The 25979-nt window shown below is 64.7% G+C and carries 24 protein-coding genes; 16 read left to right on the top strand and 8 right to left on the bottom strand.

The window, feature by feature from the left end; translation table 11 throughout:
• Positions 1-10: 10 nt before the first annotated feature.
• The 3 genes from BKG76_RS02185 to BKG76_RS02175 are packed head-to-tail and all read right to left on the bottom strand — an operon-like array spanning position 11 to position 2565.
• Entirely contained in the window at positions 11-241 is a 231-nt protein-coding gene (locus BKG76_RS02185; protein WP_070935576.1) for a hypothetical protein, read from the bottom strand.
• 10 nt (positions 242-251) lie between these two features.
• Positions 252-1457, bottom strand: a complete 1206-nt coding sequence (locus BKG76_RS02180; protein ID WP_070935574.1) for a fatty acid desaturase family protein — start codon at positions 1455-1457, stop codon at positions 252-254.
• A 16-nt stretch (positions 1458-1473) separates the two neighbouring features.
• Complete coding sequence (locus BKG76_RS02175) at positions 1474-2565, bottom strand: ferredoxin reductase (RefSeq protein WP_070935571.1); 1092 nt, start codon at positions 2563-2565, stop codon at positions 1474-1476.
• A gap of 105 nt (positions 2566-2670) precedes the next feature.
• Here BKG76_RS02175 and BKG76_RS02170 point away from each other — a divergent pair, with 105 nt between their 5' ends.
• On the top strand, positions 2671-3333 hold the full coding sequence (locus BKG76_RS02170; protein ID WP_070935569.1) for a TetR family transcriptional regulator: 663 nt from the start codon (positions 2671-2673) through the stop codon (positions 3331-3333).
• On the opposite strand, the gene BKG76_RS24720 is transcribed toward BKG76_RS02170, so the two are convergent.
• Positions 3330-3491, bottom strand: coding sequence for a hypothetical protein (locus BKG76_RS24720; protein ID WP_109420525.1), 162 nt, complete (start codon positions 3489-3491; stop codon positions 3330-3332). The two genes, BKG76_RS02170 and BKG76_RS24720, sit on opposite strands and share 4 nt — an antisense overlap.
• A gap of 72 nt (positions 3492-3563) precedes the next feature.
• On the opposite strand from BKG76_RS24720, the gene BKG76_RS02165 reads away from it, so the two are divergent.
• Entirely contained in the window at positions 3564-4250 is a 687-nt protein-coding gene (locus tag BKG76_RS02165) for a guanylate cyclase (protein ID WP_083337934.1), read from the top strand.
• Here the strand turns inward: BKG76_RS02165 and fdhD are convergent.
• Both fdhD and BKG76_RS02155 read right to left on the bottom strand, forming a co-directional pair.
• Positions 4247-5068 (bottom strand): formate dehydrogenase accessory sulfurtransferase FdhD, encoded by an 822-nt coding sequence (gene fdhD, locus BKG76_RS02160; protein WP_070935565.1) that lies wholly within the window; start codon positions 5066-5068, stop codon positions 4247-4249. The genes BKG76_RS02165 and fdhD overlap by 4 nt on opposite strands.
• The gene (locus BKG76_RS02155; RefSeq protein WP_407937640.1) at positions 5061-7361 is read right to left on the bottom strand and encodes an FdhF/YdeP family oxidoreductase; all 2301 of its coding nucleotides are present in this window, start codon (positions 7359-7361) and stop codon (positions 5061-5063) included. The genes fdhD and BKG76_RS02155 overlap by 8 nt, the downstream gene beginning before the upstream one ends.
• A gap of 310 nt (positions 7362-7671) precedes the next feature.
• Between BKG76_RS02155 and BKG76_RS02150 the strand changes: the two genes are divergently transcribed.
• The 6 genes from BKG76_RS02150 (at position 7672) to BKG76_RS02125 (ending at position 14221) form a co-directional block, all read left to right on the top strand.
• On the top strand, positions 7672-9633 hold the full coding sequence (locus tag BKG76_RS02150) for a 2-oxoacid:acceptor oxidoreductase subunit alpha (protein ID WP_070935561.1): 1962 nt from the start codon (positions 7672-7674) through the stop codon (positions 9631-9633).
• Entirely contained in the window at positions 9630-10718 is a 1089-nt protein-coding gene (locus BKG76_RS02145; RefSeq protein WP_070935559.1) for a 2-oxoacid:ferredoxin oxidoreductase subunit beta, read from the top strand. The genes BKG76_RS02150 and BKG76_RS02145 overlap by 4 nt, the downstream gene beginning before the upstream one ends.
• A 202-nt stretch (positions 10719-10920) precedes the next feature.
• Positions 10921-11229 (top strand): hypothetical protein, encoded by a 309-nt coding sequence (locus BKG76_RS02140; RefSeq protein ID WP_070935557.1) that lies wholly within the window; start codon positions 10921-10923, stop codon positions 11227-11229.
• 688 nt (positions 11230-11917) lie between these two features.
• The gene (locus tag BKG76_RS02135) at positions 11918-12238 is read left to right on the top strand and encodes a transglycosylase family protein (RefSeq protein WP_070935555.1); all 321 of its coding nucleotides are present in this window, start codon (positions 11918-11920) and stop codon (positions 12236-12238) included.
• Between the two features lie 91 nt (positions 12239-12329).
• Positions 12330-12896 (top strand): molybdenum cofactor guanylyltransferase, encoded by a 567-nt coding sequence (gene mobA, locus BKG76_RS02130; RefSeq protein WP_070935553.1) that lies wholly within the window; start codon positions 12330-12332, stop codon positions 12894-12896.
• Between the two features lie 5 nt (positions 12897-12901).
• Positions 12902-14221 carry a YibE/F family protein gene (locus tag BKG76_RS02125; RefSeq protein ID WP_083337884.1) on the top strand — a complete coding sequence of 440 codons (1320 nt, stop codon included), beginning with the start codon at positions 12902-12904 and terminating at the stop codon, positions 14219-14221.
• On the opposite strand, the gene BKG76_RS02120 is transcribed toward BKG76_RS02125, so the two are convergent.
• Both BKG76_RS02120 and BKG76_RS02115 read right to left on the bottom strand, forming a co-directional pair.
• Complete coding sequence (locus BKG76_RS02120) at positions 14218-14847, bottom strand: VOC family protein (RefSeq protein WP_165611488.1); 630 nt, start codon at positions 14845-14847, stop codon at positions 14218-14220. The genes BKG76_RS02125 and BKG76_RS02120 overlap by 4 nt on opposite strands.
• 75 nt (positions 14848-14922) lie before the next feature.
• Positions 14923-16077, bottom strand: a complete 1155-nt coding sequence (locus BKG76_RS02115) for an FAD-dependent oxidoreductase (protein ID WP_070935548.1) — start codon at positions 16075-16077, stop codon at positions 14923-14925.
• Positions 16078-16204: 127 nt separating this feature from the next.
• Between BKG76_RS02115 and BKG76_RS02110 the strand changes: the two genes are divergently transcribed.
• The 8 genes from BKG76_RS02110 to rpmA all read left to right on the top strand — a co-directional run bounded on the left by BKG76_RS02110 (position 16205) and on the right by rpmA (position 25949).
• Positions 16205-16816, top strand: coding sequence for a DUF937 domain-containing protein (locus BKG76_RS02110; protein ID WP_070935547.1), 612 nt, complete (start codon positions 16205-16207; stop codon positions 16814-16816).
• A gap of 124 nt (positions 16817-16940) precedes the next feature.
• Positions 16941-19589, top strand: coding sequence for a valine--tRNA ligase (locus tag BKG76_RS02105; RefSeq protein WP_070935545.1), 2649 nt, complete (start codon positions 16941-16943; stop codon positions 19587-19589).
• Complete coding sequence (gene folC / locus BKG76_RS02100; protein ID WP_070935543.1) at positions 19586-21022, top strand: bifunctional tetrahydrofolate synthase/dihydrofolate synthase; 1437 nt, start codon at positions 19586-19588, stop codon at positions 21020-21022. The genes BKG76_RS02105 and folC overlap by 4 nt, the downstream gene beginning before the upstream one ends.
• Positions 21019-21459, top strand: coding sequence for a DUF4233 domain-containing protein (locus BKG76_RS02095; protein WP_070935540.1), 441 nt, complete (start codon positions 21019-21021; stop codon positions 21457-21459). Before folC ends, BKG76_RS02095 begins: the two co-directional genes overlap by 4 nt.
• A gap of 10 nt (positions 21460-21469) precedes the next feature.
• Positions 21470-21880 carry a nucleoside-diphosphate kinase gene (gene ndk, locus BKG76_RS02090; RefSeq protein ID WP_070935538.1) on the top strand — a complete coding sequence of 137 codons (411 nt, stop codon included), beginning with the start codon at positions 21470-21472 and terminating at the stop codon, positions 21878-21880.
• Between the two features lie 409 nt (positions 21881-22289).
• Positions 22290-25157 (top strand): Rne/Rng family ribonuclease, encoded by a 2868-nt coding sequence (locus BKG76_RS02085; RefSeq protein WP_109420524.1) that lies wholly within the window; start codon positions 22290-22292, stop codon positions 25155-25157.
• A gap of 209 nt (positions 25158-25366) precedes the next feature.
• Entirely contained in the window at positions 25367-25678 is a 312-nt protein-coding gene (rplU, locus tag BKG76_RS02080) for a 50S ribosomal protein L21 (protein ID WP_005060209.1), read from the top strand.
• 13 nt (positions 25679-25691) lie between these two features.
• Positions 25692-25949 (top strand): 50S ribosomal protein L27, encoded by a 258-nt coding sequence (rpmA, locus tag BKG76_RS02075; RefSeq protein WP_070935535.1) that lies wholly within the window; start codon positions 25692-25694, stop codon positions 25947-25949.
• Positions 25950-25979: the final 30 nt, after the last annotated feature.

Here is a 25979-nt window from a genome sequence, read left to right as displayed (position 1 = left end):
CGGCTGACGATCAGTGCGCAGCAGGGTCCTCGTCGACGTCCGTGACGTCCCGAGAGTGGTCCTGCTCGGCGCGCTTGGCTGCCTCACGCATCTCGAAGGCATCCGTGGCGATCTCGCCGATCTGCCTCGTGACGTCGACCACCGCGTTGGTGATGATCTTGGCGATCTCACCCACGTGGTCGGCAGCGGACGACACGACCTCTTGGGCCAGGTCCTTGTTGCGTTCGAACTTGCTCACCACATCCCCTAACTTACGCGTCTACCAGCTCGCCGCGGCTGCTGGCCGGTGACATCACGTTCCCACGCTCGTCAATGACGACAACCTCGGGCTCGGTGGCAGCTTGCTTGCGTGCGTCTCGCTCGATGTGCACGACGAGCTCCTCGTCGTCACGGAACCAGCCGTTGGGCAGCGAGAGGCGCGCGATCTTCTTCCAGGTGGACGAGAGCTGGGCGAAGAAGCCTCCCGTGTTGTAGGGCAGGCCGTACTTCTGGCACAGCTCTCGTACCTCGGTGGCCATCTCGGGGTAGCGGTTGGCGGGCAGATCGGGGAACAGGTGATGTTCGATCTGGTGGGACAGGTTGCCGCTCATGATGTGAAAGAGCCTGCTGCCCTCGATGTTCGCTGAGCCAAGTAGCTGCCGGACGTACCACTCGCCCCGGGTCTCGTTGGCGGTTTCCTCTTTGGAAAACGTCTGGGTTCCGGAAGGGAAGTGTCCGCAGAAGATGATCGAGAACGTCCACAGGTTGCGCACGAAGTTGGCAGACATGTTGCCCAGGAAGGTGATCGGAAACAGCGGGCCGGTGAGCGCCGGGAAGATCACGTAGTCCTTGAGAACCTGCTTACTGGCCTTGCGCCACATGCCCTTGATCAGCGGCTTGAGGTCGTACCACTTGCGCTTGCCCCGCACGATGTTCTCGGCCTGGAGCTCGTGCACCATGACGCCCCATTCGAAGAACACCATGAGGGCGGTCGCCCAGGCCAGGTTGCCCAGGTAGTACGGGTTCCACTTCTGCTCCGGCGCCATCCGCAGGATGCCGTAGCCGACATCGCGATCCATGTCGACGATGTTGGTATAGGTGTGGTGCATGTAGTTGTGCGAGTGCCGCCACTGATCGGCGGGGCACACGGTGTCCCATTCGAAGTCGCGTGAGTTGAGGCCTTTTTCGCGCATCCAGTCGTATTGGCCGTGCATCACGTTGTGGCCGATCTCCATGTTGTCGAGAATCTTGGAGATGGACAGTGCGCCCACCGCGGCGAGCCATACCGGCGGGATGAAGCCCAGGTACATCATGGCGCGCCCGGCGAGCTCGCAACCGCGTTGCGTCTTGATGATCGAGTAGATGTACTCGCGGTCGCGCTCGCCCAGATCGGCGACGATCCGCTCGCGCAATGCATCGAGGTCCTCGCCCAGGGCCTCGATATCCGCTGCGCTGATGGTGATTTCGTTGCTGGTCATCGTCTATCTCCTGGACTTAGAGGTTGATCGAGACGTCACCGACAGGCGCGGTGATGCAGAGTTGGATGTGCTGATCGGGATCGTCGTTTTCGTCTCCGGTGCGCAGGTTCCGGGTGCATCCGGATGTCTTGACCGCGGTGCAGGCGAAGCAGATTCCCATCCGGCAGCCGAATTCAGGCTGCAGTCCGGCGGCCTCCGCCTGTTCGAGGATGGGCCGTCCATCGTTCTCGGCGGTGATGTCCGATGTCGCGAAGCGCAGCACGCCCCCGGCCTCGCCGGTGGTGCCGGATGTGGCGAGGGTGAACTCCTCGGTGTGCAGACGGTCGGAGAGTCCACGTTCGGCGTACAGGGCGGTCACCGCCTCGTGCAATGACGGTGGTCCGCACAGGAACGTCTGAGCGTCCGCATGCCAGGGCGCCACGGCCTGCAGCTGTTCGGCGCTGAAATGCTGGCCGCCGTCCCGCGTGTACTCCGTGTGCACCGTCACCGACGGCACCTCGCCGAGAGCGGCGAGTTCATTCGCGTAGGCGCTATCTGCGACTGTCGGGGCGTAATAGAGCACGGCGAGCTGGCCAGGGTACCCATTGCCGATGAGTGTTCTCGCCATTGAGAGAACGGGTGTAATCCCGCTTCCGGCGGCAATTAGTACCGTCCGGATGGGGCGCGGCGCGGGGAGTACGAACGTACCCGCGGCCGGGGTGATGCTGTACACGTCACCGACGGCGGCGTGCTTGTACAGATAGTTCGAGACCAGTCCTTCAGGCCGGCGGGCAATGGTCAGCTCGATGATGTCCCGGGCGTCGTCGGCGCACGATGGTGAGAAGCAGCGGACGTGCCGTACGCCGTCGATCACGACGCCGAGTTGTACGAACTGACCTGCGCGAAAGCCCTTGAATTGGTGGGTTGTGCGCAAGGTCAGGGTCACCGAACGGGTGGTGCGGCGCTGCACGCGAATGACGCGGGCGCGAGCCTCTTCCCAGGTGATCATCGGGTCGACGAGTTCGAGATAACGGTCGACGGCGTGCGGGGTGAGGGCGGCTGTCAGCAGCCGGCCCAGTGACGACTCGGGCGTGAGGATGCGTCGGGTGGCTTTAGTTAGAAATGTCATTCGAACTCCCTCCGTTAGGTTAACGAATGTACACTGAAAATTGTGAACCAACATGCCCCCACTCAGTCAAGCCGTAATCACCGTGTCGGTCATCACAGCGATACAGTGATCGACATGACCAGTCATCGGGAACGGGGATCGCATGCGGGTGCCTCCTCCCGGCGTGACTCGGTTCGCGGTGAGCAGAAACTGCGCACCCGCACCGCTTTGATGGAAGCCGCGCTCGAGCTCTCGCGCACACAGTCGTTCGCCGGGCTGAGCCTGCGTGATGTCGCCCGTGGCGCGGGAATCTCGCCGACGGCGTTTTACCGGCACTTCTCATCTCTGGATGATCTGGGGGTAGCGCTGGCCGAGGAGGGCATGCGCATCGCCCGAGGGATCGCTCGGGAAATACGTCGAGCGGAACCGGCCACATTGACGGAGTCCATGCGCATCCTCGCCGAGCAAGTGCGGGTAAACCCGGATCAGCTGCGGTTCGTCGTCACCGAGCGGTACACGGCGCCCACCGAGGTGCGGCGGGCGGTGAGTATCGAGATGCGCCTGCTCGCAGGAGAGCTGGCGATCGATCTGGCTCGACGCGATCAGATGCGGCTATGGGATTCCGCCGATCTCACGACGGCCGCCAACCTGATTCTGTCGATCGCCGCCAATGCGGTGGCCGAACTGGTGCAGCCCGATGCCGACACTGCTGAGGTTGTCGATGGCGCCACCAACGCGTTGACGATGGCCTTTGTTGGCCTGCAGAACTGGAAGTCGGTGCCGCGCTAGCCGCGACGCTCCGATTCGCCGAGTCGTTGATGTAGCCGATCACGGATCTCTTCCACCGTGTACGCCTCGCGTCTGCGTTGATCACGAGCGACCAGCACGCCCCCCGCTGCCACCCCGACGGCCCCCGCGAGCCCGACCCACTTCCACATGTTGGCCATCGGTCCAGGCTACGGTGCGGGAGTGGACGGGAATGCGACAGGATGAGCCGCTTGCGCGAAGACAATGGGTCCGTGTCGATCGAGGAGGCCCTCGATGCGACACGGACCGGCGACATTTGGGTGTTCCGCGGACGATCGGGTCCCGATCGTCTGATTCAGGCATTGTCGAACAGTCCGGTCAACCATGTCGGCATGACGTTGGCGATCGACGATTTGCCGCCGCTGATGTGGCACGCCGAACTCGGCAACAAGCTGACCGACGTGTGGACAGGCGATAACCACCGGGGAGTGCAGCTGCACGATGCCCGTGAGGCGATCGAGCGTTGGTCGCACGTATACGGGCAGCGGTGTTGGCTGCGGCAGCTCGGTCCGCGGGTGACTCGCGAGCAGGAGGACGCTGCGCTGCGCGTGGTGGCGCGCATGGACGGGACACCGTTTCCGGCGACCGCGCGGTTGACCGGCCGTTGGATGCGGGGCCGGCTGCCTACGATCAGTGACCTCACTCGCGGACTTCCTTTCGTACACAAGAAGGTTCGCGAGGTGGCCGAGCGGGACATCATGGAAAAGCGGCAGGCCGGGCTGGAGACCGCGTTTTGTGCCGAGACGGTGGCGATCACGATGGAGGAGATGGGACTGCTCATCACCGAGAAGCGGTCGAACTACTTCGATCCGGGATCGTTCTGGAGCGGCGACAATCTGCCGCTGGCGCCTGGTTATTCGTTGGGCAGGGAGATCGCCGTCGAGGTGCCGGAGTGCTAGCCGACCCTGTCGGCGCGGGTGTACACGTTCATGCTGTCTTCGCGCAGGAACGCCACCAGCGTCATCCCCGACTGCGCCGCGAGATCCACTGCCAGAGAAGACGGTGCCGACACCGCGGCCAGGATCGGAATGCCCGCCATGGTGGCTTTCTGAGCGAGTTCGAAAGAGGCGCGCCCACTGACCAGCAGCGCGGTCCCGGTGAGAGGCACCCTGTCGTTTTCGAGTGCCCACCCGATGACCTTGTCCACCGCGTTGTGCCGGCCGATGTCCTCACGCACCGTCAACATGCTCCCGTCGACGGTGAACAGCGCGGCGCCATGTAGCCCACCGGTGGTCGCGAAAACCTTTTGCGCCGAACGAAGTTTGTCGGGCAGGCCGACCAGTGTGCTCGATGTGATGGTGGACGGGTCATCGCCGGGGGAGAAGCGGCTGATGGTGCGCACCGCGTCCAGTGAGGCCTTACCGCAGACACCGCACGAGGAGGTGGTGTAGAAGTTTCTGGTCACCGTGGGGTCGGGGGCGGCAACTCCCGGGGCCAGGGTTACGTCCAGAACGTTGTAGGTGTTCAGGCCGTCGGGCCCGTCGCCTTGGCAGTAGCGCACGGTCAACAGATCGTCGCGGCTGGAGATCACTCCCTCGGTGAGCAGAAAGCCCTGGGTGAGTTCGACATCCGATCCCGGGGTACGCATGGTGACCGCCACCGCGCGCCCGTTCACCCGAATTTCCAGCGGTTCTTCGACGACGAGCGTCTCGCTGCGGTCATTGCGTCCGTCACCCTCGATGCGACGGATCTTGCGCCTGTCGGTGACCCTACCCACGCCGCACCAATCGGATCACGACAGCCTTCGACACCGGAGTATTGGATCTATCCGCGACATGATCAAGGGGCACAAGCGGATTGGTTTCTGGATAGTACGCGGCGGCGTTGCCGCGCGGAGTGGAGTACGGCACCACCAGAAAATCCTCGGCTCGACGTTCCTCGATCACTCCGTCGGCACCCGGGTACTCGGACACCAGATCGACCCGCGCACCCTCGGACAACCCAAATGCCGCAAGGTCTTCCGGGTTGACAAAGATCACGCGCCGACCGCCCTTGACGCCGCGGTAGCGGTCGTCCAGGCCATAGATGGTGGTGTTGTACTGATCGTGGCTGCGCAGGGTCTGCAGCACCAACCGGCCTTCGGGGACCGCCACCCACTCCAGCGGTGCGGCCGAGAAATTGGCCTTGCCGGTGTGGGTTGGGAATTGGCGATCGTCGCGCGGCGGGTGCGGCAGCGCGAACCCATCCGGTTGGCGCACCTTGGTGTTGTAGTCGGCGCATCCGGGCACTACCCGTGAGATCGCGTCGCGGACGGTGTCGTAGTCGTCGGCGAACCGCTCCCACGGCACGGGATGCGTGGGCCCCAGGATGGTGCTCGCCAGTTGGCAGACGATGGCGACCTCGCTGCGCAGCTGGGTGCTCGGGGGGTGTAGACCTCCGCGTGACAGGTGCACCATGGACATTGAATCCTCCACGGAAACAAGCTGTTTGCCCGATTTCTGGATATCTTTGTCGGTGCGGCCGAGGGTCGGCAGAATGAGCGAGGTACGCCCGTTTACCACGTGACTGCGATTGAGTTTGGTGGAGATCTGCACGGTGAGGGCGCAGTTGCGCAGTGCGGCCTCGGTGACGGCGGTGTCGGGTGTGGCGGAAGCGAAGTTGCCGCCCATCCCGATGAAAACAGAAACCTTGCCGTCCCGCATGGCGCGGATGGCGTCGACGGTATCGAAACCGTGCGTGCGGGGGCTGGCGATACCGAACTCGGAATCCAATGCGGCCAAGAATGTTTCGGGCATCTTCTCCCAAATGCCCATGGTGCGGTCGCCCTGGACGTTCGAGTGGCCGCGAACGGGGCACACTCCGGCACCTGGCTTGCCGATCATGCCGCGCATCAGCAGCAGGTTTGTCGCCTCGCCGATGGTGGCGACCGCGTGCCGATGCTGGGTGAGGCCCATCGCCCAACAGAAGATGGTGCGCTTCGATTCGGCCAAGAGCCCGGCAACGGTCTTGAGCTGGGACATCTCGACGCCCGTTGCCCGCCTGACTGTTTCCCAGTCAACCGTGCGCGTGCGCGCGGCCCATTCCTGATAACCCGCGCAGTGCTCGTCAATGAATTGGCGGTCGACGACGCTCCCCGGGTTGGCATCTTCGGCCTCCAGCAGCAGCCTGCCCAGTCCGGCGAACAGCGCCATATCCCCGCCGAGGCGGATCTGCACGAACTCGTCGGCGATCGCCACGCCATGTCCGACGACACCATGGACCTTCTGCGGATCCTTGAACCGGAGCAGTCCCGCCTCGGGGAGCGGGTTGACCGCAATGATCTTGGCGCCGTTGGCTTTCGCCTTCTCCAGCACCGACAGCATCCGAGGATGGTTGGTGCCGGGATTCTGGCCGGCGATGAGGATGACGTCGGCGTGCTCGATGTCGGGCACCGACACCGAGCCCTTGCCGATTCCGATTGAGTCCGTCAGTGCGGTGCCCGACGATTCGTGACACATGTTGGAGCAGTCGGGCAGATTGTTGGTGCCCAGGCTGCGCACCAACAGTTGGTAGCAGAACGCGGCCTCGTTACTGGTGCGCCCGGACGTGTAGAACACCAGTCGGTCCGGGTCCGCGGCCGCCCTCACCTCGTCGGCGATCAGCGCATATGCGTCGTCCCAATCGATGGGGCGGTAGTGCGAATCGCCGGCGCGCAGCACCATCGGGTGGGTTAGGCGACCTTGCTGGCTGAGCCAGTACTCGGGGAGTTCCGCTAGCTCTTCGACCGAATGTTGGGCGAAAAACGCAGGGGTGACGGTGCGCGTTGTGGCCTCTTCGGCGACGGCTTTGGCGCCGTTCTCGCAGAACTCGGCGAGTTTGCGGTGGCCAGGAGTTTCGGGCCATGCGCAGCCGGGGCAATCAAAGCCGTGACGTTGATTCAGCTTGGTCAGTGTCGCGGCGGTGCGCAGCGGGCCCATTTGTTCGAGACCGCGTTGCAGGGAAACCGCGACCGCGGTCATCCCCGCTGCGACGTCTTTCGCCCCGGTGACGGCGATATCGGGTTCGGCATTCGCGCCCGGTTCAGTCTGCATGTCTCGCCGAACCGTCGGTATCCGGTGCCCGGTCATGGTTCTCATTCTGGACCCGTCGTTCACCCTGGGCGCCACAACCCCGAGATGGCATTTCTCGTCCAGACGGTGTTCGGGAGTAACCAAGCAGATGCTTGGCTGATCCTTGTGATTTGCCTCACGTCTACTCGCGGGTAGCGCGGCAACGACACTGGCCAGGCAGCGAGAATGGCTCGACAGGTGTCAAGTTCTGCACCTGCGGGTATGCCCTCGGCAAGGTCAGCGGTGTGAAAGTGCAATAATCGGTACCGAGAGTGACAGAAAACTCTGCTGAATGGTGGCGTACGTACCGTCACCGCCAGAGTTCGTCGTGAAAGGTAGGTCACCGGTGGGCGACGGAGCCGTATCGGAGAAGCTGGAAAAAGTCGTCATCCGGTTTGCTGGAGACTCTGGCGACGGTATGCAGCTCACCGGAGACCGATTCACCTCCGAAGCCGCGATCTTCGGCAACGACCTCGCAACCCAGCCGAACTATCCCGCCGAGATCCGGGCCCCTCAGGGCACGCTTCCCGGCGTTTCTTCGTTCCAGATTCAGATTGCCGACTACGACATCCTCACCGCGGGCGACCGGCCCGACGTGCTGGTAGCGATGAACCCGGCGGCGCTCAAGGCCAACATCGGGGACCTGCCGCGCGGCGGCATGGTGATCGCCAACTCCGATGAGTTCACCAAGCGCAACCTTGCCAAGGTCGGCTACCAGTCCGATCCGCTGGAGCACGACGACATGTCGGATTACGTGGTCTATCAGGTTCCGATGACCACGCTGGCGCTCGGCGCCGTCGAGCCCGCCGGGGTCTCGAAGAAGGACGGCGCGCGCACCAAGAACATGTTCGCGCTGGGGCTGCTGTCGTGGATGTACCACCGTCCGCTGGAGGGCACCGAGCAGTTCCTGCGGGAGAAGTTCGCGAAGAAGCCCGATGTGGCCGAGGCCAACATCCTGGCCTTCCGGGCGGGCTGGAACTACGGCGAGACCACCGAGGCCTTCGGAACCACCTACGAGGTCGCCAAGGCGTCTCTTCCTGCCGGCGAGTACCGCCAGGTCTCGGGTAACACGGCGTTGGCCTACGGCGTTGTCGCCGCGGGTCAGCTTGCAAAGACTCAGGTGGTGCTCGGCACCTACCCGATCACCCCGGCATCCGACATCCTGCATGAGCTGAGCAAGCTCAAGAACTTCGGCGTGCTGACCTTCCAGGCCGAGGACGAAATTGCCGGAATCGGTGCGGCGCTGGGCGCTTCGTTCGGCGGCGCGCTCGGTGTCACCAGCACCTCCGGCCCCGGTGTGGCGCTCAAGAGCGAGGCAGTAGGTCTTGCGGTGATGACGGAACTGCCGCTGCTGGTGATCGACGTGCAGCGCGGCGGACCGTCGACCGGTCTGCCCACCAAGACCGAGCAGGCGGACCTGCTGCAGGCCTTGTACGGCCGCAACGGCGAATCACCCATCGCGGTGCTGGCCCCGCGTTCGCCCTCGGACTGCTTCGATATCGCAGTCGAGGCGGTGCGTATCGCGCTCACCTACCGGACCCCGGTGATGATCCTGTCCGATGGCGCGATCGCCAACGGCTCTGAGCCGTGGGCCATCCCGGACATCGCGAGCTATCCGGCGATCGAGCACACGTTCGCTTCGCCCGACCAGGACTTCGCGCCCTACAACCGCGATCCGGAGACGCTGGCCCGTCAGTTCGCTGTTCCGGGCACACCGGGTCTGGAGCACCGTATCGGTGGTCTGGAGAAGGCCAACGGCTCCGGCAACATCTCGTACGACCCGGCCAACCACGACCTCATGGTGCGGTTGCGTCAGCTCAAGATCGACGGAATTACCGTGCCGGACTTGGAGGTTGACGATCCGACTGGGGACGCGCAGCTGCTCATGATCGGCTGGGGCAGCTCGTATGGCCCCATTGGCGAGGCGTGCCGCCGTGCTCGTCGCAAGGGCCTCAAGGTGGCCCACGCGCACCTGCGTCATCTCAATCCGTTCCCGAAGAACCTGGGGGAGGTGCTGCGCAAGTACCCGAAGGTTGTGGCGCCGGAGATGAACCTCGGGCAGCTCTCGCTGCTGCTGCGCGGCAAGTACCTGGTGGATGTGCAATCGGTGACAAAGGTGCAGGGTATGGCCTTCCTCGCCGACGAGGTCGAAGAAATCATCGATGCGGCCCTGGACGGGTCGCTCGCCGAAAAGGAAAGTCAGAAGGCTGTTCTCGCGCGTGAATCCGCGGTGGCCGTAGGGGATCGAGCATGACCGACGTTTTGAACGGAACCGGCAGCCTGAACGGACTTGACCTTGGCCTCAGCGCCAATGCTCTGGTGCCGACCACTGACGTGGAGCAGAAGTCGAAGGACTTCACCTCCGATCAGGAGGTGCGCTGGTGCCCCGGTTGTGGTGACTACGTCATCCTCAACACCATCCGTGGGTTCCTGCCGGAGCTGGGCCTCAAGCGCGAGAACATCGTGTTCATCAGCGGTATCGGCTGCTCCAGCCGTTTCCCGTATTACTTGGACACCTACGGCATGCACTCGATCCATGGACGGGCTCCCGCCATTGCGACCGGTCTGGCGCTGGCTCGCGAGGACCTGTCCGTGTGGGTGGTGACCGGTGACGGCGACGCGCTGTCCATCGGTGGTAACCACTTGATCCACACGCTGCGCCGCAACGTGAACCTGACAATCCTGTTGTTCAACAACCGGATTTACGGCCTTACCAAGGGGCAGTACTCACCGACGTCGGAGACCGGAAAGGTCACCAAGTCGACGCCGATGGGCTCGCTGGATTACCCGTTCAACCCGGTGTCGTTGGCGCTGGGCGCCGAGGCCACGTTCGTCGGACGGGCGCTGGACTCGGACAAGAAGGGTCTGTCCGAGGTGCTGCGTGCCGCGGCCGCACACCGCGGGGCCGCGCTGGTCGAGATCCTGCAGGACTGCCCGATCTTCAACGACGGGTCCTTCGACCTTCTGCGCAAGGAAGGTGCCGAGCAGCGCGTCATCAACGTGCACCACGGCGAGCCGATCACCTTCGGTGCCGAAGGTGAACTGTGCGTCATCCGTTCGGGTTTCGGCCTCGAAGTGGCCAAGACCGCAGACGTGAAGGCGGAGGACATCGTGGTGCACGATGCGTATTCGGATGATCCGGCCTACGCCTTCGCGTTGTCGCGGCTGTCCGAGCAGGATCTTGAGCACACCGTCATGGGTGTTTTCCGCAGCGTGCAGCGACCGACCTACGACGATCTGGCGCGTGAGCAGCTCAAGGTCGCCGCGGCCGCCAAGCCGAGCGACACCGCCGCATTGCAGGCATTGTTGACCGGCCGCGACACCTGGACTGTCGGCTAGACGGGTTCACCCGTGCTGCCGGGAAACGGCGTCGGCAGCACACACTTTGGCGTCCTCACCGTCTGATATCCGGCGTGCCTGGGCTTCTCTTCGCGCGCGATATGCGGTTGCTCTCGTAAGATGCAATGACGTTGATGTTCCTGACCGGCGACGCCGGCGTGGGAACCCAACCTTCATGCCCGAGATATGAGGTGAGAAGGCCGTGAGACAGTCGCTCATTGCGGCAGTGGCAGCAGTGGCGGCCATCGGTGCCTCCCTGGGTGCCGCAGCCACCGCGGCGGCCGCCCCCGGAGGTGGCAACGCCAACGATGTCATCAACGAGCTCAAAGCCAACGGCTATCGGGTGATCATCACCAAGAGCGGCGCCGGTGACATGAGCAAGTGCACGGTCACCTCGGTGGAAAAGCAGTCTCCGGTGACGGATGTGGGCGCCGGACGTGATGCCCAGAACTATCCGACGACCGTGCCGGTGACTCAGCGCAAGATCGCCGTGGTCGCCCTGCGCTGCTGAGCAGACCGCTCTGCAGGGACGCTGGCATGCGTGGGCTCATCTGTGGTGAATCAGCTTGTATGCCAACACCTTTCGCATGGTTATTGAGAATTGCCGGACATAGCTGCGTTGTCTTATGTAAAAATTGTGCCGCAAATGGCAAATGGCAAATAGTGTTACTCCTGATAAAGGAGTGAATACAGTGAATTTGTCAATTCGCCACGCCGTATGTTGTTGAAGTTCCTAATGTGACTTGAGTGATTTGCCGCAATCGTGGCACGGCTCACAAAATTGGCGTGATCTGACTCACTAATACCAGGTAGGGGCGACCCTAAGGGAACCTGAGAATTTCCTAAGCGACCTGGGGTTAGTCGCTGGAAAAGGGTTCTGTAATTGTTTCGTTATTGGTTTGGAATGCGCGTGTCGTGAGATGACTTTCGCTGAATGGTTCCGTACGGTCCGAACGTCAACAAATCGGAGCAAAACTCCGAACCGTGAACCCTGTGTGTAAATGGGGCCAGGAACGCCGCTAGGCGGTATCTGGCCGCCGGCCGCTACGAGCCGGTGAGGCAGCGACCGCCTCCCTTGTCGCGCCTGACCGAGACGGCGCGATCCGACGAAGAAGTCCGCCTCACCTGGAGGCGTGCCAGAGCCCGCTGCGGTTCCGCGAGCGGGTGTTGGTCGGTGCGTGCCCGGCGAGAGGAAACACATGAAGTACATCCGCAAAACGCTCACCACAGCGGCCATCACTGGCGCGCTTGTCGCGGCTCCGATGGCACTGGCTGGAACAGCGAGTGCGGATCCGGTCAACTGGGATGCCATCGCCGCGTGCGAGTCCGGTGGCAACTGGGGGATCAACTCCGGAAACGGCTACTACGGTGGCCTGCAGTTCAACATGGGCACCTGGCGTGCCAACGGCGGCTCCGGCTCCCCGCACCTTGCCTCGCGCGAGGAGCAGATCCGGGTTGCCGAAAACGTGCTGTCCCGTCAGGGAATCGGTGCCTGGCCCGTCTGTGGAAGGCGCGGCTAAGCCCGAAGAACGCAGAACCACCCCAACACGCCCCTAAGAGCGGATAGCCGCTTCTTGGGGGCGTGTTGGCATTTGTGCGTACCTTTCAGTCATGAACCATCTCGCGGCGGTCGTGCTCACCGGCGGCGCATCGCGCCGCATGGGGCGCGACAAGGCGGCCATCCGCCTGGGTGGGGAGACGCTGGTGCAGCGCGTCGTGCAGTCGGTGAGCTCACGATGCGCTCCGGTGATCGTGGTGCGGGCCCCCAATCAGGAGATCACGGACGTGCAGGCGACCGTGATCGAGGATCGTGACCCCGGCCAGGGGCCGTTGGTGGCGTTGGGGCAGGGGCTGCGGGCAGCCGCCGAAGGGGGAGCCGCCAGGGCATTTGTCTGCGCCGTCGATATGCCCCTGATTGCCCCGGCGCTCATCGACGAACTCGCGGTTGGTAGCGATCGCATCGCTCTGGCCACCGCGGGCGGCCGGGATCACTACCTGGCCGCCGTCTATGACGTAGGCCTATGCGGCACCATTGATGAGTTGGCCTCCGCCGGGGAACGCCGACTGGGCGCGCTCATTGAGCGCGTTGGTGCCCAACGAATTTCGATATCAGACCCTCAATGGATCGTGAACGTGAACACAGCGGCAGACCTGGCCGCGTTGCCACCCTTACCCTGACAGTCGTGTCGCATTCACATACGCACTCCCACGCTCATCATGGCCTCGGGCCGAATGGAACCGCGCCCTTCGGTTCCACTGCCGCCCGCATCGTGGTGGGCTTGCTCTCCGTGATGGGGATCGCGGTACTCATCGGGTTGGTGACCCTGTGGCCTGAGCATCGCACCGTGGACATCCCGCTGCCGTATCAAAATGCTCACGGCGGTGCGGTGACCACCGAATCGGGCACGGTGCTGTCGACGCGCCTGGGCGAGTGCGGCAGCCCCTCCACCGGACAGGTGCTCACCGCCGATCCCACGGCGGGACAGACGCCGGAATCGACGTGTGCACTGGACCTCATCGCGATCACCTCCGGCCCGAACTCGGGTGCCAAGACCCAGCTGGAGTTCACCACGGGCGGTGGGCAGCCGAATCTCGCTGCGGGAGAACATATCCGGATCACCAGGCAGGTCGATGCGCAGGGTGCTACCAGCTACAGCTTCTACGATTACGAGCGCACCTGGCCGTTGATCGCCGTCGCCGCGGCCTTTGCGATCGTCATCTGCCTGGTGGCGCGCTGGCGTGGGTTGCGCGCCTTGGTGGGCATCGTGGTGGCCTTCCTGGTGCTGGCCGTTTTCCTGCTTCCCGCGTTGCGCGATGGCGGTCCGGCGCTACCGCTGGCGCTGGTCGCGTCGGCGACGATCCTCTTTGTCGTCATCTATCTAGCCCACGGCGTGAGCATGCGCACCAGCGCGGCCCTACTGGGCACCCTCACGGCGATGTTGTTCGCGGCCGGGCTGTCGTGGGCTGTCATCGAATTGACCCACCTGACCGGCCTTTCTGATGAGCAGAACAATGAAGTCGCCGCATACATGGGCGGAGTGTCGATATCCGGGCTGTTGCTTGCCGGATTCATCATCGGATCACTCGGTGTGCTCAACGATGTGACGGTCACCCAGGCGTCCACCGTCTACGAACTGGCGGAACTGGGCGATGGCTCTAGCCGCAAAGACGTGTTCCTGGGTGCCATGCGGGTGGGGCGCGATCACATCGCTAGCACCGTGTACACACTCGTGCTGGCGTACGCGGGCAACTCGCTACCCCTCCTGCTGCTGTTCAGCGTCGCCAACCGATCCCTAGGGGATGTGTTGACAAGCGAGGGTGTGGCGATTGAGATCGCCCGATCCGCGGTGGGCGGCATCGCGCTGGTGCTGTCGGTTCCGCTGACGACCGCCATTGCGGCGGCCTTGGCCTCACCGGGCAAGGCGGCCTCACCGAAGGCGGGCAAGGCGGCCTCACCGAAGGCGGGCAAGGCGGCCTCACCGAAGGCGGGCACGGCGGCCTAACCGAAGGCGCAGAACTCGTTTCCGTCCGGATCGGTGAGCACGGTCCAGCGGATGTCGGTGTCGGGGCCGCGCAGCGCGCGGGCGCCCTCGTGTACCAATTCAGCGGCATCGGCACGCACGTCCCAGTGCCAGCGGTTCTTCACCACGCGCTCGTCGGCAACCCGCACGAACTTCCAGATCAGGTCGCCCCACCCGGCGCCGTCGCGCAACCAGCGCAGTGTCCCGTCCGGGCCGGGGGTAATCGTGCCGCCGATCAGCCCGTGCCACCACAGGGCGAGCTCGACTGGTCTGTCGCTATCGGTGCATACCGCGAAGAGTCTTGCAGGCGTATCACTTTCGAGATCAGGATCAAGGAATGCGCAGAATTCGTTGCCTTCGACGTCGGCCAGGACCACCCGGTCCTGGCCGTACTCGGTAAGTACCTTTGCGCCCAGCGCGACGAGATCCTCCGCAGCGCGCACGTAGACATCGAAATGGACACGGTTCTTGACGGTCTTGGCCTCCGGAACGCGATTGACCCAGATGTCGACAGACTTGCCGCGCCGGATGAGCGCCTCTCCGGCCTCGTCGACATCGACCTCGCCGCCGATGGCCGCGGCCCAGAACTTGGCGACGGGTCCGGGCATCGTGGCGTCGAAACAGAAATCCTTGAGACTGGCACTGACTGTGGGCTCGAGCTCGGGATGAGGCACAGGGGAATCCTATGTGCGAATTGCAAGATCACCGGCGGTGTATCCGGCGATGTTGCCCAACTGTCGCCAGAACACAGCGGCCGGGATCCGTGCCGAGGCCCGCGTCAGCAGTCCGCTCAGTACGGCGGGCCGGGCGAAGGTCGCGTGACCGATTTGACGGCTCCGGTTGACGACAGCGCGCGTGCGGGATCTCCTTCGGCGCGCGTACTCGCGGAAAGCGCTTGGTAGAGAGGAACGTTCGGATGCCACGATGCTCAGTACCGCGGCATCTTCGAGTGACTGGCATCCGCCCTGGCCCAGGTGTGGGCGCATGGGATGGGCCGCGTCGCCCACCAGCACGACCCGTCCGCCGGCGATCCGCCGCAGACGCCCGCGGTCGTAGACATCACCGCGCAGTACCGAGGACTCCTTGCTCCGGCTCAACACATCGGGGATGGGCTCGGCCCACGTGCCGAATTTCTGTGCCAAGTATGCGATTTCGCCGTCGGGGGCGCGTCGTGCTTCCTGGGACCGCTCAGCGGCGAACCAGTAGGTGCGGCCGTGGGACAGCGGCAGGTGCCCGAATTCGATTCCCGGTCCCACGGTGATCCCGGCCAGCTCGTCGGGAATCGTGATATCGGCGATACCCCGCCAGGCGGTGTAGCCGGAGTATCGGAATGCGAGCGGTCCGTTGAGATATTGCGCGGCGAGCGATCCGATTCCGTCGGCGCCGATGACCGCGGCCGCCGTCAGTGAGTGGCCGTCGGCCAGTTCGACCGAGGTCCCGTGTAGCCCGTCGCGAACATGGCTCACCCGGGCGCCGTAGCGTACGGTTCCCGGCGCCAGCCGGTCGGCCAGAATCGCCAGGAGTTGATTGCGATCGGTGACCACGACAGGCTCACCCACGGCCGCGGTGAACTGCCCACTTGCGGGTTCTCGCAGAATTCGCCCGTCATGCCAGCGCACCTTGCCGGCTTCTACGCGTGCGCCCGCATCACGCACCTCGGCTCCGATGCCGAGGGCGTCGCACGCAGCTAATGCATTGGGCCACAAGGTAATCGCATATCCGGCGGAGGTTCCGTCCCGGTCGTCAAGAACCACGACGTCACGCCCGGACTCTTGTAACGCGACTGCGGTGGCTAGCCCGGCAATGCCGGCGCCAACCACGACGATGTGGTCGCTCATAGCTTGACGTTATGGGTGGACCCCACAGTGGTAAAGGGTCCGGGGTTGTGATGTTCGGCATTCGTTCACTCGGGGCTGATCTGCTTGGCTAAGGTTCACCAAACCCCAGATATCTAGGAGGAGACGCATGGCCACACTCGATGAGCTACTCAACGAAATCCCCACCGAACAGATCGCAGCGAAGCTCGGGGTCGACAACGAGACGGCCGACAAGGCGATCAAGTCCGTGGTCCCGCTGCTGGTGGGCGGACTGCAGGCCAACGCCGACGACCCGGACAAGGCGGCCGATCTGCAGGCCAATGTCAACAACGCTCCGAGCACCCTCCTCGATGGCGGCGTCAATGTCGAGGACGTCGATCAGCACGCGGGTAACGCGGTGGTCGCCTCGCTGTTCGGCGACAACAACGCGGACGATGTTGCCGCGAAGCTGGCGGGTGCGGGAGCCGGTAACAGTGACTTGATCAAGCAGCTGTTGCCGATCCTGACCCCGATCGTCCTGGCCTTCGTCGCCAAGAAGCTCACCGGCGGCGGCGCGGCGGCCGCGCCCGCAGAGGCGCCGGCGGCCAGCGGCGGCATCGGAGACATTCTGGGCAACATCCTCGGCAGCGCTGTCGGCGGCGGGGCCGCCGCGGGCGGCAACAACCCGCTGGGCAGCATTCTGGGCAGTGTGCTGGGCAGCAAGGGCGGCAGTGACGCTCTGGGCAGCATTCTCGGTGGGCTGCTCGGCGGCAAGAAGTAGCCACTCGGCATCCGACGAAAACCACCCGGCGCCCCACGGCCCGGGTGGTTTCGTCGTGCTGGGGCTCGGCGCGTGAAAATGCCCGTGAAAATTGTGGTGGACCGGCAACCCTAGAATCTGATGGGTGACCCAAAGCCCTGACACGAACGCCGCCAGCTCCCTGCCCACGTCATGGGATCCGGGAGCGGTAGAGGCGGAGCTCTACCAGGGCTGGGTCGATGCCGGATACTTCACCGCCGACCCGTCCAGCGACAAGCCCGGCTACTCGATCGTGCTGCCGCCCCCCAACGTCACCGGCAGCCTGCATATGGGCCATGCGCTCGATCACACGCTCATGGACGCGTTGACCCGGCGCAAACGCATGCAGGGCTACGAGGTGCTGTGGCTGCCCGGCATGGACCACGCCGGTATCGCCACCCAGAGCGTGGTGGAGAAGCGGCTCGCCGTTGACGGCAAGACCAAAGAGGACTTTGGTCGTGAACTGTTCATCGAGAAGGTGTGGGACTGGAAGCGCGAGTCCGGGGGGACTATCGGCGCGCAGATGCGACGGCTGGGCGACGGTGTGGACTGGAGCCGAGACCGGTTCACGATGGACGAGGGTCTTTCGCGCGCGGTGCGCACCATTTTCAAGAAACTGTTCGACGCGGGGCTGATCTACCGCGCCGAACGGCTCGTCAACTGGTCACCAGAACTGCAAACGGCGCTATCCGATATCGAGGTCAACCACAAGGAGATCGAGGGGGAGCTGGTCTCCTTCCGGTACGGCTCGCTCGATGACAACGAACCGCATCTGGTGGTCGCGACCACACGTATCGAGACGATGTTGGGTGATACCGCCATCGCCGTGCATCCCGATGACGAGCGCTACCGGCACCTCGTTGGCACCGAGCTGGCGCACCCGTTCCAGGGTCGGTCGGTACCCGTCATCGCGGACACGCACGTCGATCCCGAATTCGGCACTGGCGCAGTCAAAGTGACCCCCGCCCACGACCCCAATGACTTCGAGATCGGGCTGCGGCACAGCCTGCCGATGCCGACGATCATGGACACCCATGGCCGGATCTGCGACAGCGGAACGCAATTCGACGGTATGGACCGCTTCGAGGCGCGCGTCAAGGTGCGTGAGGCATTGGCCGAGCAGGGCCGGATCGTCGCCGAGAAGCGCCCCTACCTGCATAGCGTCGGGCATTCCGAGCGCTCGGGTGAGCCCATCGAGCCCCGTCTTTCCATGCAATGGTGGGTGAAGGTCGAACCACTTGCCAAGGCCGCCGGTAATGCGGTTCGCAGCGGCGACACCGTGATTCACCCGGCCAGCCTGGAGCCGCGTTGGTTCGCCTGGGTGGATGACATGCACGACTGGTGCATCTCCCGCCAGCTGTGGTGGGGTCACCGCATCCCGATCTGGCACGGGCCCAACGGCGAGATCGTGTGTTTGGGCCCCGACGAAACCGCCCCAGAGGGCTACGAGCAGGACCCGGATGTGCTCGACACCTGGTTCTCCTCGGCGCTGTGGCCGTTCTCCACCATGGGCTGGCCGGACGCTACACCAGAACTGGAGAAGTTCTATCCGACAAGCGTTTTGGTCACTGGCTACGACATCATCTTCTTTTGGGTGGCGCGGATGATGATGTTCGGCACATTCGTTGCCGGGGATCCCGAGCTGCATGGCGGCAAGGTGCCGTTCCGAAACGTCTTCCTGCACGGCCTGATCCGCGACCAGTTCGGTCAGAAGATGAGCAAGTCGAAGGGCAACGGCATCGACCCGTTGGATTGGGTGGAAGGGTTCGGTGCCGACGCGCTGCGCTTCACCCTGGCGCGCGGTGCCAGTCCCGGTGGTGACCTGTCGGTCGGCGAGGACGCCGCACGCGCCTCACGTAACTTCACCACGAAATTGTTCAACGCCACCCGATTCGCGCTGATGAACGGTGCGGCATTGGGCGAGCTACCCCCCGCCGACGAGCTCACCGATGCCGACCGGTGGATCTTGGGTCGCCTGGAACAGGTGCGGGCCGACGTGGATGCCGCGCTGGATCGCTACGAATTCAGCGTCGCCTGCGAGGCGCTGTATCACTTCGCGTGGGACGAATTCTGTGATTGGTACCTGGAATTGGCGAAGGTTCAGATGGTCGACCGCGCCGACGGCACCCGCGTTGTGCTGGCGACGGTGCTGGACACCCTGCTGCGGTTGCTGCATCCGGTGATCCCATTTGTCACCGAGGTGCTGTGGAAGGCGGTTACCGGCCAGGAGTCGGTGGTCATCGCCGCCTGGCCAACCGAATCCGATGCTGTCCCGCACGGCTCCTACAGCGCGGCCGCGCAGAGCGTTGCCGATATGCAGAAGCTGGTCACCGAGGTTCGGCGGTTCCGCAGCGATCAGGGATTGGGCGACCGGCAGAAGGTCGCGGCCCGATTGGCCGGTGTCGCCGAGGCGGGGCTGGACAGCCAGCTCGCCGCCGTGACGGCGCTTGCCTGGCTGACCCCCGCCGAGGAGGGTTTCACCCCGACAGCGTCGGTGGAGGTGCGCCTTTCCGGCGGCACCGTCACCGTGGAGGTCGATACCTCCGGCACCGTGGACGTCGAAGCAGAGCGCCGGCGGCTGGAAAAAGACCTTGCCGCCGCACGCAAGGAACTCGACGGCACCACAAGCAAGCTGGGCAACGACGCGTTCTTGGCCAAGGCCCCGGACGCGGTCGTCGAGAAGATTCGTGCCCGCCAGCAGGTGGCCACCGAGGAGGTCGAGCGGATCACCGCTCGTTTGGCGGGTCTGGCGTGAGCGAGTCACTGAGTCTGGAGCCGACACCCGACGAGATCGCGGCCCTGCTGCAGATTGAGTATCTGCTCGATCAGCGCTGGCCCGAAACCAAGATCGAGCCGTCGACCGACCGCATCGTCGCGCTCATGGAGCTGCTGGGCTCACCCCAGCGTGCGTATCCATGTATCCACGTGGCCGGCACCAACGGCAAAACCTCGGTGACTCGGATGATCGACGCGCTGCTGATGGCACTGCACCGGCGCACCGGTCGGACCACCAGCCCGCATCTGCAGTCCGCGGTAGAACGCATTGCCATTGACGGGAAACCGATCTCACCGGCGAAGTATGTGGAGATCTACGCCGAGATCGAGCCGTTCGTGGAGCTGGTCGACAAGCAATCGCAGGAACAGGGCGGGCCCGCGATGAGCAAGTTCGAGGTGCTGGTCGCCATGGCCTTTGTCGCTTTCGCGGATGCGCCCGTCGATGTTGCGGTCGTGGAGGTCGGGCTTGGCGGTAGTTGGGATGCCACCAACATCGTCGACGCACCGGTTGCCGTCATCACCCCCATCGGCATTGACCATGTCGAGTTCCTGGGTCCAGACCTTGCCTCGATTGCCAACGAGAAGGCCGGAATCATCAAGCGGCACAAGCTCGATGCGATGACCGGCGAGGCCGGCGCCGATACCGTCGCCGTGATTGCCCAGCAGGCCCCCGAAGCGATGGAAGTGCTGCTGCGCCAAACCGTGGAAGCCGACGCGGCCGTGGCTCGCGAAGGCTCGGAGTTCTCGGTGCTGTCGCGGCAGGTCGCCATCGGTGGCCAGCTCGTGGAACTGCAGGGTCTGGGCGGGGTGTACTCGGAGATCTTCCTGCCTCTGCACGGTGAGCATCAGGCGCATAACGCGGCCCTCGCGCTTGCCGCGGTCGAGGCGTTCTTCGGGGCGGGCTCCGAGCGTCAGCTTGATATCGATGCGATACGAGCGGGATTCGCGTCGGTGATCGTTCCCGGACGCCTGGAGCGGGTGCGCAGCGCGCCCGCGGTCTTCCTGGACGCCGCCCACAACCCGCATGGCGCGGCCGCGCTGGCCGACACCCTGCAATCAGAGTTCGACTTCCGGCGTCTGGTCGGTGTTGTCAGTGTGATGGCAGACAAGGACGTCGCGGGAATTCTCGCCGCCTTGGAGCCGGCGTTCGACGAGATCGTGGTGACGCACAACGGTTCTCCCCGCGCGCTGGAGACAGATGCACTGGCGGGCATGGCCATCGAACTTTTCGGGGAAGACCGCGTCGTAGTGGCGCCCACCCTGCTCGATGCCATCGAGACCGCCACCGCGATGGTGGAGGAGGCCGCCGAAGACGGGGGAGCGGAAGGCTTTTCCGGCACCGGCATCGTCATCACCGGCTCGGTTGTCACCGCGGGAGCGGCCCGGACACTGTTCGGCAAGGATCCGCAGTGAGCAATCCCGAGGATGGAATCGACCCCGGAGCGGACCAGAACGTCCCCGGCGGTGCGGCTCCGCCAGATCCATGGCGGAGCTTCCGCGGGGTGATGGCGGGCACGCTCATTCTCGAGACGATCGTGGTGCTGCTGGCGATCCCGGTGGTGAAGATGGTGGGCGGCGGGCTCTCGCCGTTGTCGCTGACGTACCTCATCGGGGTTGTCGTGGCCATGATCCTGCTGTCCGGCATGCAGGGCCGGCCGTGGGCGCTACAGGCCAATCTGGCACTCCAGCTGGTCCTGGTCGCGGGATACTTCGTGAACGCCGCGATCGGTTTCGTCGGGCTGCTGTTTCTCGGCGTCTGGTTGCTGATCTGGTACATGCGCAACCAGGTCCGTGACCGTCAGAGCCGCGGGGAGCTGCCGGGTCAGCGGGGCAGCGCTACCGACCAGTAGGCTGTCGCCCGTGACTGAGCGGACGCTGGTTTTGATCAAGCCCGATGGTGTGCAGCGGGGACTTGTTGGTGAGGTGTTGAATCGGATCGAGCGCAAGGGCCTGAAGTTGGCCGCTCTCGAACTGAAGAACGTCGACGACGCAACGGCCCGGGCCCACTATGCCGAGCACGCGGAGAAGCCGTTCTTCGGCTCGCTGCTCGAGTTCATCACCTCGGGTCCGCTGGTGGCCGTAGTGCTGGAGGGACCGCGCGCCATCGCCGCGTTCCGCCAGATCGCCGGTGGCACCGATCCCGTGGAGAAGGCCGCAACCGGCAGCATCCGCGGCGACTTCGCGTTGGAGACCCAGGAAAACCTGGTGCATGGCTCCGACTCTCCCGAGTCCGCCGCCCGCGAGATCGCGCTTTGGTTCCCCGCCCTCTGATCTCAATCCATCTGATCTGAACCCCACGAGTGTGCGGTTTGCGTCGATTCCTTCTGGATTTTCGACGTAAACCGCACACTCGATTACGTATGGGGGCCGGGAGACGCGGACAGTTTGTGTCTTGGTCCCCGCTACCTGATTCGTATGGGATACTGAATGTGGGTCACGGCACATGCGGCCACAACCGGCCAGCCACCGACCCGAATGACGACACGGCGAGCGCGATCACCATTGCAGCACGTCAAGCCATCATTCCAGCCAGGCACTGGGTGGGTTCGGAACTGCGGTATCGCAGCTACGGATCGCTCGGAGCAAGACCACCACAAACCCGGACCTAGCCCGGGTACATAGAGAGAAAGCCCTCGCGTGGCCGCGTCTGAAGACGCGCCCGGGGGCTTGAGGAGAATAAGTGGCCGACTATGAGCTACCAGAAGACCTACACACCAGCACTCCAGAAGGGGAACAAGCCGCGCTAGCGCCGGACACCCCGCAACCCCCTGCTGAGCAAGGGGAACTGCCCGAGAAGCTGAGGGTGCACTCCCTCGCGCGCGTTCTCGGAACCTCCACCCGCCGCGTGCTCGACGCGCTGTCCAAACTGGACGGGCGCGCCCGCAGCCCGCACTCGAATGTCGACAAGCAGGACGCGGCGAAGGTTCGCGAGGTGCTTGCCAGCGAGGCGGAAGCCACCCCGGTAGAGGCGCTGGCTCCGGTTGTCGCCGAGACGCCGGCCTCGGCTGTAGTCGAGGAGACATCTGCCGTTGTCGCCGAGAATTCGGTAGAGGACCCCGATAACCCGCCGACCGCGCCGATCCTGGTCGCGGAACCGACGATCATCGAGGCCGCCGCGGTACCACCGCAGGCGGCACCGGGCCCCACCGCGTACGACTACGGCCCGCTCTTCGTGGCGCCGCAGGCTCCCGAGCCGCAGGAACGCCCCACGCCCGTCCGTGCCGAGAAGGCTGAGGACGTCGATGAGGATGTCGCCGAGGGAGACGATCCCGACGGTGACGGCGATGGTGATGGCGATGGCGATCGCCCGGCACGCCGTAGGCGGCGCGGCCGGCGCGGCCGTGGTCGTGGCCGTGGTGAGCAGGCCGGCGGCGAGGGATCCGAGGATGCCGATGCCGAGGGCGGCGACGCTGCCGATGGTGATGACGCTGCCGAGGCCACCGAGGGCACCGAGGGCGACTCCTCGACGACCGAGGGTGACGAGTCGAATGCCGAGGACGGCGACACCCCCGAGGGTGCCAGCCGCCGCAGGCGCCGGCGTCGTCGTCGCAAGACCGGAAGTGGTGACGACGGTGACAGTCCGTCGGAAGACGATCCACCGAACACTGTGGTGCACGAGCGCAAGCCGCGTGCCGAGCGAGGCGACGAGATTCAGGGCATATCTGGATCTACCCGCCTGGAGGCCAAGCGCCAGCGCCGCCGCGACGGCCGCGATGCCGGACGGCGCCGTCCCCCGATCCTGACCGAGGCAGAGTTCCTGGCTCGACGTGAGGCTGTCGAACGGGTGATGGTGGTGCGGGACAAGACCCGTACCGAGTCGCCACATGAGGGCGCCCGCTACACACAGATTGCCGTTCTCGAGGATGGCGTGCTCGTCGAGCACTTCGTGACGTCGGCCGCGTCTGCCTCGCTGGTGGGCAACATCTACCTCGGCGTCGTGCAGAACGTGCTGCCCTCCATGGAGGCAGCCTTCGTCGATATCGGTCGCGGCCGCAACGGTGTGCTGTACGCCGGTGAGGTCAACTGGGACGCCGCCGGTCTCGGCGGCTCCAACCGCAAGATCGAGCAGGCACTCAAGTCCGGTGACTACGTCCTGGTCCAGGTCAGCAAGGACCCGGTGGGACACAAGGGCGCCCGGCTGACCACGCAGATCTCGCTGGCGGGTCGCTACCTGGTCTACGTACCGGGCGCGTCCTCGACCGGTATCAGCCGCAAGCTGCCCGACACCGAGCGGCAGCGTCTCAAGGAGATCCTGCGCGATATCGTCCCGTCGGATGCCGGTGTCATCATTCGCACCGCCTCAGAAGGCGTGCGGGAAGAGGACATTCGCGCCGATGTCCAACGGCTGCAGGAGCAGTGGCAGGACATCGAGCAGCGTTCCACCGACCTCGCGGCCAAGGCCTCCGGCGCCGCCATGGCTCTTTACGAAGAGCCCGACGTGCTGGTCAAGGTGGTTCGCGACCTGTTCAACGAGGACTTCTCCAAGCTCATCATCGAGGGTGACGTCGCCTGGGGCACCATCGATGACTACGTGAAAAGCGTTGCCCCCGATCTTCTTTCGCGTATCAATCGGTACGAGCCCACGGATGGTCCCGACGTCTTCGCGGTGCATCGCATCGACGAGCAGTTGGCCAAGGCGCTGGACCGCAAGGTCTGGCTGCCCTCCGGCGGCACTCTCGTCATCGATCGCACCGAGGCCATGACGGTCGTCGACGTCAACACCGGAAAGTTCACCGGCGCCGGCGGCAACCTGGAAGAGACGGTCACCCGCAACAACCTGGAAGCCGCCGAGGAAACCGTCCGGCAGCTGCGCCTGCGCGATGTCGGCGGGATCGTGGTCATCGACTTCATCGACATGGTGCTCGAATCCAACCGTGACCTGGTGCTGCGGCGTCTCACCGAGGCGTTGGGGCGCGATCGCACTCGTCATCAGGTGTCCGAGGTGACTTCGCTCGGGCTGGTGCAGCTGACCCGTAAGAAGCTGGGCACTGGCTTGATCGAGGCGTTCTCGTCGACCTGCACGCACTGCGCGGGCCGGGGAATCGTGCTGCATGTCGACCCCGTCGACAATGCCGGTGCCGCGGCCGGGGGAGCCAAGAAGCCCGAAACCGGCCGCCGTGCCAAGCGTTCCCGCAAGGGCAAGGCGGATGAGCCGGAAGTCGTGGTCGCCCGCACGCCGTCGCACCCGCAGGGTGAGCACCCGATGTTCAGGGCGATGGCGGCGGCAAATGGCCACGGCGAGGACGGTGAAGACGGCGATGTGGCCGAGGATGCGCTGGGTGACGACGTCTTCGACGAGGTCGAAGAGACTGTGGACACCGTGGAGACCTTCGAGAGTGTCGAGACCGATACTCCCGAGGTTGAGCACGAGCCCGCGCCGGCTATCGCCGACGTTGTGCAGGAGGCCGAGGCCGACAGCGCGTCCGAGGCAGCTGTCGAGGAGCCCGACGAGCCGGAGGCCGCACCCGAACCAGCTGCTAAGGCGCCTACACGGCCCAGGCGCAGGCGTTCAGCTGCGCGGGCCGCGGGACCGCCGGTAGAGCACTAGGCCGCGGCCGGGTCCCGCTGGCTTTGCAGCTCCGCGAGCCGGTTTGACCCTTAGGCCGCTGGTCAAGTAGCCTTGAGCAGTTGTCGCGAGGCTTCCGGCCCGCGGCATGTGGCCCAGTGGAATTACTGAGCGGGCCCACCCCACGATCCAGATGCGTCAACCGACCTGGTTGCGCGCGTCCGAACAGCAGAGCAGAGGTAGACGCAACGATGGCGACCTACGCAATCGTCAAGACCGGTGGCAAGCAGTACAAGGTTGCCGTCGGCGACCTGGTGAAGGTCGAGAAGATCGACTCGGAGCCCGGCTCCTCGGTGCAGCTGCCCGTTGCCCTGGTCGTGGACGGCGCCACCGTCACCACCGATGCCGACAAGCTCGCCAAGGTTGCAGTGACCGGCGAGATCGTCGAGCACACCAAGGGCCCGAAGATCCGCATCCACAAGTTCAAGAACAAGACCGGCTACCACAAGCGGCAGGGTCACCGTCAGCGGTTGACCGTGCTCAAGGTCACCGGAATCAAGTAGGAGCGTCTGACACATGGCACACAAGAAGGGCGCGTCCAGCTCGCGCAACGGTCGTGATTCCAACGCGCAGCGGCTTGGCGTCAAGAGGTTCGGTGGCCAGCTCGTCAAGGCCGGCGAGATCCTGATCCGTCAGCGCGGCACCCACTTCCACCCCGGCGTCAACGTCGGGCGTGGCGGTGACGACACCCTGTTCGCGACCTCCGCGGGCACCGTTGAGTTCGGCGCCAAGCGCGGCCGCCGGGTCATCAACATCCTCCCGGTCGACGCTTAATTTCGTTCTGTGTTCGGCGTCTGACCGGGC

It is taken from the genome of Mycobacteroides franklinii, from assembly GCF_001853795.1.
Taxonomy (GTDB): domain Bacteria; phylum Actinomycetota; class Actinomycetes; order Mycobacteriales; family Mycobacteriaceae; genus Mycobacterium; species Mycobacterium franklinii.
This window is presented reverse-complemented; position numbering and strand designations above follow the sequence as displayed.

Bases quoted from the DNA above. Each gene is read 5' to 3' on its own strand.
- BKG76_RS02135 (WP_070935555.1), top strand. From the start codon at position 11,918: ATGAAGTACATCCGCAAAACGCTCACCACAGCGGCCATCACTGGCGCG.
- mobA (WP_070935553.1), top strand. From the start codon at position 12,330: ATGAACCATCTCGCGGCGGTCGTGCTCACCGGCGGCGCATCGCGCCGC.
- BKG76_RS02175 (WP_070935571.1), bottom strand. From the start codon at position 2,565: ATGACATTTCTAACTAAAGCCACCCGACGCATCCTCACGCCCGAGTCG.
- BKG76_RS02145 (WP_070935559.1), top strand. From the start codon at position 9,630: ATGACCGACGTTTTGAACGGAACCGGCAGCCTGAACGGACTTGACCTT.
- BKG76_RS02150 (WP_070935561.1), top strand. From the start codon at position 7,672: ATGGTGGCGTACGTACCGTCACCGCCAGAGTTCGTCGTGAAAGGTAGG.
- BKG76_RS02120 (WP_165611488.1), bottom strand. From the start codon at position 14,847: ATGCCCGGACCCGTCGCCAAGTTCTGGGCCGCGGCCATCGGCGGCGAG.
- BKG76_RS02155 (WP_407937640.1), bottom strand. From the start codon at position 7,361: ATGCAGACTGAACCGGGCGCGAATGCCGAACCCGATATCGCCGTCACC.
- BKG76_RS24720 (WP_109420525.1), bottom strand. From the start codon at position 3,491: ATGGCCAACATGTGGAAGTGGGTCGGGCTCGCGGGGGCCGTCGGGGTG.
- BKG76_RS02115 (WP_070935548.1), bottom strand. From the start codon at position 16,077: ATGAGCGACCACATCGTCGTGGTTGGCGCCGGCATTGCCGGGCTAGCC.
- rplU (WP_005060209.1), top strand. From the start codon at position 25,367: ATGGCGACCTACGCAATCGTCAAGACCGGTGGCAAGCAGTACAAGGTT.
- BKG76_RS02110 (WP_070935547.1), top strand. From the start codon at position 16,205: ATGGCCACACTCGATGAGCTACTCAACGAAATCCCCACCGAACAGATC.
- BKG76_RS02180 (WP_070935574.1), bottom strand. From the start codon at position 1,457: ATGACCAGCAACGAAATCACCATCAGCGCAGCGGATATCGAGGCCCTG.
- rpmA (WP_070935535.1), top strand. From the start codon at position 25,692: ATGGCACACAAGAAGGGCGCGTCCAGCTCGCGCAACGGTCGTGATTCC.